The organism is Kitasatospora sp. NPDC052868 (assembly GCF_044547105.1).
Classification (GTDB): domain Bacteria; phylum Actinomycetota; class Actinomycetes; order Streptomycetales; family Streptomycetaceae; genus Kitasatospora.
Genome location: NZ_JBITZW010000006.1, coordinates 317430 through 325305, shown reverse-complemented (window position 1 = coordinate 325305; position 7876 = coordinate 317430). Strand labels below are relative to the sequence as shown.

Annotated in this window: 5 protein-coding genes; all 5 read right to left on the bottom strand. The window is 73.9% G+C overall.

What is annotated here, in order from left to right; all coding sequences use genetic code 11:
- Positions 1 to 143: 143 nt before the first annotated feature.
- The 5 genes from ACIGZJ_RS13670 to ACIGZJ_RS13650 all read right to left on the bottom strand — a co-directional run bounded on the left by ACIGZJ_RS13670 (position 144) and on the right by ACIGZJ_RS13650 (position 7604).
- Positions 144 to 1661 carry an MFS transporter gene (locus ACIGZJ_RS13670; protein WP_396457345.1) on the bottom strand — a complete coding sequence of 506 codons (1518 nt, stop codon included), beginning with the start codon at positions 1659 to 1661 and terminating at the stop codon, positions 144 to 146.
- A 360-nt stretch (positions 1662 to 2021) separates the two neighbouring features.
- Positions 2022 to 2822 carry an SDR family oxidoreductase gene (locus ACIGZJ_RS13665; protein WP_396457344.1) on the bottom strand — a complete coding sequence of 267 codons (801 nt, stop codon included), beginning with the start codon at positions 2820 to 2822 and terminating at the stop codon, positions 2022 to 2024.
- A gap of 84 nt (positions 2823 to 2906) precedes the next feature.
- Positions 2907 to 3275, bottom strand: coding sequence for a YciI family protein (locus ACIGZJ_RS13660; protein WP_396457343.1), 369 nt, complete (start codon positions 3273 to 3275; stop codon positions 2907 to 2909).
- A gap of 811 nt (positions 3276 to 4086) precedes the next feature.
- A complete protein-coding gene (locus tag ACIGZJ_RS13655; protein WP_396457342.1) occupies positions 4087 to 6828 on the bottom strand; it encodes an FtsX-like permease family protein in 2742 nt (913 codons plus the stop codon).
- The gene (locus ACIGZJ_RS13650; RefSeq protein WP_392934347.1) at positions 6825 to 7604 is read right to left on the bottom strand and encodes an ABC transporter ATP-binding protein; all 780 of its coding nucleotides are present in this window, start codon (positions 7602 to 7604) and stop codon (positions 6825 to 6827) included. The genes ACIGZJ_RS13655 and ACIGZJ_RS13650 overlap by 4 nt, the downstream gene beginning before the upstream one ends.
- Positions 7605 to 7876: the final 272 nt, after the last annotated feature.

The window sequence follows — 7876 nt, the reverse complement described above, 5'->3', positions numbered from 1 at the left end:
CCGGGGTCCCGCGCCCGCGGGGGGGGCCGGGCGCCGCCGCCCGGCCGGGGGCCCCCGGGGGCGGCCCCCCCCCCCCCGCCGGGGGGGGGCGGGGGGGCCCCCCGCGGGCCCCCCCCCGGCCTCCTCGTACCGGTTGCGCAGGGTCAGTCGCCGCTGGTGCGGCTCGCCCGCTGGAAGTAGACCCCCGCCAGGAGCGCCAGCACGACGAAGACCCCGGCGGAGACGGCCGCGACGGTGTTCAGCCCGCTCACGAACGCCGCGTGCGCCGTCTTCAGCAGCGCCGCGGCGGCGTCAGAGCCGAGCTGCGAGGCCTCGTCGGCGGCGCCGGCGACGGTCTCCTGGGCGCGGTCGGAGCCGACCCCGTCCATCTGGCTGCTGTAGACCGCGGAGCCGATCGTGCCGAGGACGGCCAGACCGAGCGCACCGCCGAGGTAGTTCGCGGTCTCGGCCATCGACGCGGCCGAACCCGCGCGCTCCGGCGGCACCGACCCCACCACCAGCCCGATGCCGAGCGCGAACATCGGACCGGCGCCCAGGCCGATCACCGCGGTGCCGAGGACGATCGGCCAGGCGCCGTGGTCGCCGTTCACCACGATCAGCACGGCCGCGCCGATCGCGGAGAGGAGCATGCCGCCGATGATCGCGGTCCGCGGCTGGACCGACCGGGTCAGGGCCGGCGTGGACATCGTCCCCACCGCCATGCAGAGCCCCATCGGGACGAACCACATGGCCGAGGCCAGCGGCGAGTAGCCGAGCACCGTCTGCAGCAGCTGGGTGACGTTCAGGGCGGTGCCCGCCAGGATCATCCCGGCCAGCGCCAGGGCGGTCAGGATGAGCGTGAAGGAGCTGTTCGCGAAGAGCCGCACGTCGAGCAGCGGGTCGTCACCCCGGAGCTGCCGGCGCACGAAGAAGATGCCGAACAGCAGGCCCACGGCCAGCGGCACCAGACCGGACAGGACACTCCCGTTGCCCAGCGAGAGCACCTTGATCGCGTACACCACCGGCAGGATCGCGAGGAGGGAGAGCACGACGCTGACGAGGTCCAGGCGCCGCGCCTGCTCGGGGCGGAACTCCGGGAGCACCATGGGCCCGGCGATCAGGACCACCGCCGCGACCGGGATGGCCAGCAGGAACACCGCGCCCCACCAGAACGGCACCAGCAGCACGCCGCCGAGCACGGGCCCGAGCGCGGCACCCGTGAAGGTGCAGGTGGCCCAGATCGAGATGGCCTTTCCGCGCTGCCTGTCGTCGCGGAAGATGTTGGTGATCAGGGCGAGGGTGGAGGGCATCAGCGTCGCGCCCGCGATGCCCTGCACGCCGCGCGCCACGATCAGCATGAGCGGGCTGGTCGCCCAGGCGCAGGCCACCGAGGCCAGCGCGAACACCGCCATGCCCGCCATGAGGAGCCGGCGTCGCCCGATCCGGTCTCCGACCGTGCCCATGGTGATGACCAGGCCGGCCACCATGAAGGCGTAGGCGTCGGTGACCCACAGCTGCTGGACGTTGCTGGCGCCGAGCTCGGCGGTGAGCCGGGGCAGCGCCAGGAACAGGACGTTCGAGTCGAGCGCGACCAGCAGTGTCGGCAGTGCGAGGATCGCGAGTGCCAGCCACGGCCTCGCATTCGTGCGCGGGAGGTCTGTCTCCGCTGTAGTGACGGACATGGCCGTCCTTTCGCTCATTTCGGAATGTCGCTCACTACGTTGTCGAAGCAGCGGGCCGATTCTTGCGCCGGTTCGCGGAACTTTTTTCGCGAAACCTCTTCGCGTGGGCCGCCGCGCCGCTCGGACGGGTCCCGGGCCCGTCGGACGGCCCTCGCGTGGGCGCTCCCGGCACGGGCACCGCGGCATGGTGCCAAGGCGTCGCCGCCCCGAAAACGGAACACCGGCTGCCGATCGGGTCGGCAGCCGGTGTCAGGTCCGTAGCCCGCGCCGTCCGGCACGGCCCGCGCGCGGGGCGCGGCCGTGGCGGCGGAGCGAAGGCCGGCGGTGCTCAGTGGTGCTCGGTGGGTGCTCGGTGGGTGCTCAGTGGTGGTACTCGCCGCAGTTGACGTCGAAGCAGTGGCCCGTGACGGCGCGCGCCAGGTGCGAGGCGAGGAAGATCACCACGTCGGCGGTCTCCTCGGGGGTCTGCAGGCGGCGCAGGTCCATCTCGGCGGACACCTCCGCGTAGCCCTCCTCCAGCGTGAGGCCGCGCATCTGGGCGAGCTCCCCGATGAAGTCCTTCACCTTGTCCGTCCACATCGGTCCCGGCGCCACGGTGTTCACCCGGATCCCCTCCGGGCCCAGCTCGGTGGCGAGGATCTGGGCCGCCGCGAGCAGCCCCGACTTGGCGATCTTGTACGCGCCGCAGGCGCGCTTGGAGTGCCGCAGGACGGAGGAGTTGACCATGACGATCGAGCCGCCGCTGTCGCGTAGCGCCGGGGTGAACAGCTTCGACAGCCGCAGCGCCGCGTAGACGGTCACCTCCATACCGAGGCGGATGTCCTCCATCTCGGTGACGGCGAGCTCCGTGTGTGGCGGCTCCACCAGGGCGTTGTTGATCAGGGTGTCGACCCGGCCGAACTCGGCGAGGGCTGCGGCGACGAGCGCCTCGGCGGCAGCCTGATCGGTGATGTCGGTGGGGACCGCCAGCGCGCGGCGCCCGGTCTCCTCGACGGCCTTGGCCACCTCGTCCAGGTAGGAGGACGTGCGCGCCGCGAGCACCACGTCGGCGCCGGCCTGGGCGCACCGCACGGCGAGTGTCCGGCCGAGTCCGGCGCCCACACCCGACACGACGACGACCTTGTCGCGGAGCAGCTCCGGAACCTCGATGTGTTCGTCCATGTGTCAGTCCTCTCGATGAAGGGCGCACGGATTGGGAAGGGGAAAAAAGGGTGCCCGGGGGCCTCGCGGCCCCCGGGCAACCGGTCAGGCGGACGCACCCTCGCTGAAAACGATCGGCCGGACCTCGATGCCCAGGCCCTCGACCGCGGCGTCCGGGATCATCGCGGCGATCGCGTGGGCGCGCTCCAGATCCGCGGCCTCGATGATGTAGGCGCCGCCCACGTACTCCTTGGCCTCGGCGTACGGGCCGTCCGTCACCGCGGGCACGCCGCCGCGAACACGCACCACGGCGCTCTGATCGTGGCCGGCCAGGGCCAGGGTCCCGACGAACTCGCCGGTCTCCTTGATCTTCTCCATGAACGGGCCGTGCCCCTGGAAGACGGCGTTGCGCTCGTCCTCGGACAGCGCGGCCAGGACCTCGGCGTTCGGGTACATCATGATCAGGTACTTCATGGTTCCGCTCCTTGCGACGTGAGACGCCCCGCGGCGCCCCTCTACTTCTTCGTCGGCGCCGATGCGCCGTTCTCGACATGGTCGCGAAAAACTTTTTCCCGGCCCAACCGGACCGCCGACATCCGCTTCAGCGTGTCGGTCCGCCGGTGCCGGAGCGGCCTCCTCCGGTCGGGCGGACCCTGCGTCGAGCGGACCTTGCGTGGAGCGGACCCTGCGTGGAGCGGATCCCCGGGCAGAGCGGATCCGGGTGTCCGACGCCGACCGACGCCCAGGAGCCGTGCCGTATCGGGGTGAGCCCAGTATTGTCCGCCCGGATTTCGGCAGGCTTCTCTGCCCGTGCTGAGCGCTCCGACCCGGCGGTGGAGGTCGGGGAGAGGAGGCCCGGGGGCGGTCGACACGGTGGCCCGGCGGGCCGTGCCGCCCCCCGGCGGCACGGCCCCTACCGGGCCACCGTGGTTCAGGGGGCGGAGACCTCCGCGGCGACCGGGAGAGCGCGGCCCGACCGGCGGACCGTACGTACGGTGCGGCGGGGACACATGGCCTTCTCCGGTGGGTTGACGTGACCTCAGTGGGCGGTGACAGCACGCTACTTCGCCCCCGATCATCAGATGATCGTCAGACTGTCCCGATTCTGTCCCGGCCACCGTTCCGCACCGCCTGCGACCGCCGCCGGACACGGCTGCGCCGCCCCCGCAGCACGAGGGCTGCGGAGGCGGCGCGGTCTGACGGCCCGACGGCCGGGCCGGTCTCAGAAGAGGCCGGTCTCAGGAGGAACCGGTCTCGGAAGGAGCCGGTTTCAGAAGGAGCCGGTCTAGGAGGGGCGGCGCACCAGCGACACCCGCGAGCGGGTCAGCGCCGCCGCCGCCAGCCCGGCGACGACCGGCAGGGCCAGCATCATCAGCCCGATCGTCCCCCAGGGCGCGGCCGCCAGGGCCGAGCGCATGTCCAGGTTGAGGGTCCTCGACCGCAACAGGCCCAGGGCCGGGACGAACCCGCTGACCGTGCCGAGCACACCTCCGAGGAAGGCGATCAGCGCGCACTGCAGGGCGGCCAGGGTGCGGCGGATCCGGGGCGGGGCGCCGACCGCGGCCAGCGTCGCCTGGTCCTGCCGGGAGTCGGCGGCCGCCAGACCGGTCGCGATGCCGGCGGCGCCGAGCACCACCAGGGCGGCGAAGCCGGTCAGCGCGAGGGTCATCGCGTCGTTCTTCGGCTGGTAGCCGCGCTCCACCTCCACCTGGGCGAGCCGGTCCAGCCGGGACACCGCGGCATCGGCGCGCTGCTGCGTCCGGTCGTCCGGCGGCGTGGCGGGCAGCCAGACCGAGCCGGTGGCCTCGGGGGTGAGCCCGGCCTTGCGGACGGTCGCCGCGCCCACCAGGCCGGAGCCGAACCGCGCGGCCGACGCGTTCTCGACCAGCACCGCCTCCACCCCGACCTCCTGGAGCTCGGGCTTGGGGGTCTCGCCGGGCTGGGTCGCCCCGCCGCCGCCGCGCAGGATGAGCACGGCCTTGCCCTCGTGCAGGTACGCGCGGTCGAACACGACCACCTTGCCTGCGGCGAGCGCCTGCTCGACGGCCTGATCCTGCACGCCGAACTGGTTGTGCAGCACGGTGGCGTCGCCGACGACCAGGCTCCCCGGGTCCACCCACCGCTGCTTCACCGGGTCGCCCTTGAGGTTGACCGTGCTGGAGCAGTTGCCGCAGAACCGGTACACGGGCTGGTAGAGGTCGGCGCGCACGCCGAGGCCCGGCATCTCCTGCTCCATCGTGCTGCGCAACTGCGGCAGCGCGGGGGAGTCGCCCACCACCCGGAGGGTGACGGCGCCGTTCGGGGTCTGCGGGTGGTAGCTGTTGCGGCCCTCGGCGTCCATGCCGCTGGTGTAGAGGCCGACGGCCACGGAGCCGGCCACGGCGGCCATCACCGCCGCGACGGCGGGGGCGGTCCGGGAGCGGTGGCGGGTCGAGTCGCGCAGGGCGAGCCGGGGGCTGATCGGGAGGTGGCGGGCGAGCCGCCCGAAGAGCGAGACCAGCAACGGGGTGCAGGCGAGCAGGCCGAGTTCGGCGGTGGCGGCGCCGCCCAGCACCGCGAGGGTGCGGGCGTCGAATCCGGCGACCACCGGGGGGCCCGGCACACCCGTCCGGGTGACGGCGCCGAACAGGGCGAGCGCGGCGCCGCCGAGCAGCATCAGCAGGCCGATCAGGGTGATCCAGCGGTTCGGCGGGCGGACGGAGTCGCGGCCGGTGAGGCCCGCGGTGACGCTGCGCCGGGCCGCCTGCACCGCGGGCAGCGCGGCGGCCAGCAGGGCGGTGAGCAGGCCGATGCCCGCGATGGCCAGCAGGTCGACCGGCGGCACGGCGAAGTGGCCGAAGCGGCTGCCGCCGGCCCGCTCGATCCACGGCCGCAGCAGCGCGACCAGACCGGTGCTGAGGACGACACCCGCGAGGGCGCCGGTCAGGCCGAGGACGAGGCCGGCGCCGAGCACCACCGCGCCGACATGGGCGCGGTTGCCGCCGGCGGCGCCGAGCAGGGCGAGCTGTCGGCGCGAGCGCCGGGCGCCGACCGCGAAGGCGGGGCCGGCCAGCAGCGTGACCTCCAGCAGCGCCATGCCCGTGACGGTGCCCGCCGCGAGCCTGGTGGTGTCCGGGACGGACGCCTCGGCGTAGCTGAAGGCGTGCGCGTAATAGGGGACGGCCGGCCGCGCGGGCGGGTCGAGGGCGACGGCGCGCGAGGTGACGGTGTAGCCGTACTTGTTGAACTCCTGGACCTTGGCCCAGTCGATCGCGGCGCCGGCCGGGAGCTTGACCAGCCAGGCCTGCTTGGCCGGCGCGGCCTCGGCGGGCGCGGCCTTGGCGGCGGCGTCGCTCGCGGCGAGCGGGTCGATCAGCTCGCCGGGGCGTCCGACGATCTCGACCTTCCGCAGGTCGTCGGGGTGCTCGATCACACCGGTGATGGTGAAGGGGGTCTTCTCCAGGCCCTTGATCGCGGTGGAGCCGCCGAGTCCGAGCCCGGACCGGTCGAGGAAGGCGCGGGTGACGGCCGCCTCGTGCGGGGCGCTGGGGACGCGCCCGTCGACGAGGTCGAGCCGGCCCTTCCAGACCGGGTTGGTCAGGTCGGCCTCGGTCGTGGTGGTGCGGAGCAGGCCCTCGCGGGAGCCCGCGCTCGCCTCCGGTCCCGGCCGGGAGGAGATCAGCGTGCTGCCCGGCGGCAGCAACCCGGTCACCAGGGTGGCGGGGTCGGTGCTCGCGCTCCTGCTCTCCTCGGGGGTGGCGGGCCTGCCCTGCACGACCTGGGTGACGAGGGTGCCGTCCTCGGCGAACGGCGCCTGCTCGATCGTCCGGCCGAGTGAGAAGCCGCTGATCAGGGCGTCGGATCCGCCCATCAGCCGTTCGACCCGTTCGGTGGGGGTGAGTTGGCCGCTGCGGTGGACGATGTCCGCTCCGGCGACGCCGAGGACGGGCAGCGCGACCATGGCGACGACGAGGGCGCTGCGGCCCTTGGCGCGCAGGGCGTCGCGGCGGGCGATGCGCAGGGCGACCCTGATGGCACTCAGCTTCACAGGGCCACCCCCGCCTGCCCGTAGCCGCCGAGCTGGGCGAGCCCGCCGGGGGAGACGTTCATGCTCTCGTCCACGATCCGGCCGTCGCGCAGGTAGACCACGCGGTCGGCCCAGGCGGCGTGGGCCGCCTCGTGGGTGACCATCACGGCGGCGGCGCCGGCGTTGCAGCGGGCGCGCAGGACGCCGAGGACGGCCTCGCCGGTGGCGGAGTCGAGGGCGCCGGTGGGCTCGTCGGCCAGCAGCAGGCGGCGCTCGCCGATCAGGGCGCGGGCGATGGCGACGCGCTGCTGCTGGCCGCCGGACATGTCGTCGGGGAACCGGTCGGCGAGCTCCGGGATGCCGAGCTCCTTCAGGGCGGCCAGGGCCTCGCGGCGGACGGAGCGGCCGGAGGCGCCGTCGAGTTCGCGGGGCAGCGTGATGTTCTCGGCGGCGGTCAGCGCCGGGATCAGGTTGTAGTCCTGGAAGACGTAGCCGATCGAGCGGCAGCGGACCGCGGCCAGCTTCCGGCGGCTCAGCCCGCCGAGGGCGGTGCCCTCGACCAGGACCTGGCCGGTGCTCGGGGTGTCCAGGCCGCCGGCCAGCGTCAGCAGGGTGGACTTGCCGGACCCGGACGGGCCCATCACGGCGACGAACTCGCCCGGGTGCACCCGGAGATCGACGCCGCGCAGGGCCTGCACCTCGGACGCGCCCTGGCCGTGGACCCGGGTGACGTTGTCGAGGTGCAGGACGGTGTTGCTGGTACGCCCGGGACGGCCGGTCGGATCGGTGTAGGACACACTTCCCCCTCAGTTCTGTGGTCCGGCCTTCGGTCAGGCGGACTGCATATGTCGGGTGACTATATATGCAGGACGGCGACTAGTCAGCCCCGGTTCCGGATCGAGGGGCGGAATTCGTCGGCGCGGAGGTCGGCGGAGGGCCTTCCCCGCTGTGGACTCGGTCCGTACAGGAGGGCGAAGGCCGGGAAACCGTCCGAACGCCTGGAACCCCGGGCGGCCGCCGCCCGACTGGTGGAACGGGCACCTCCGGGCGGCGGCGCCGGCCGGACCAC

Excerpts from the sequence above, each read along its gene's own strand:
- ACIGZJ_RS13670 (WP_396457345.1), bottom strand. The coding sequence starts at position 1,661 with ATGTCCGTCACTACAGCGGAGACAGACCTCCCGCGCACGAATGCGAGG.
- ACIGZJ_RS13665 (WP_396457344.1), bottom strand. The coding sequence starts at position 2,822 with ATGGACGAACACATCGAGGTTCCGGAGCTGCTCCGCGACAAGGTCGTC.
- ACIGZJ_RS13660 (WP_396457343.1), bottom strand. The coding sequence starts at position 3,275 with ATGAAGTACCTGATCATGATGTACCCGAACGCCGAGGTCCTGGCCGCG.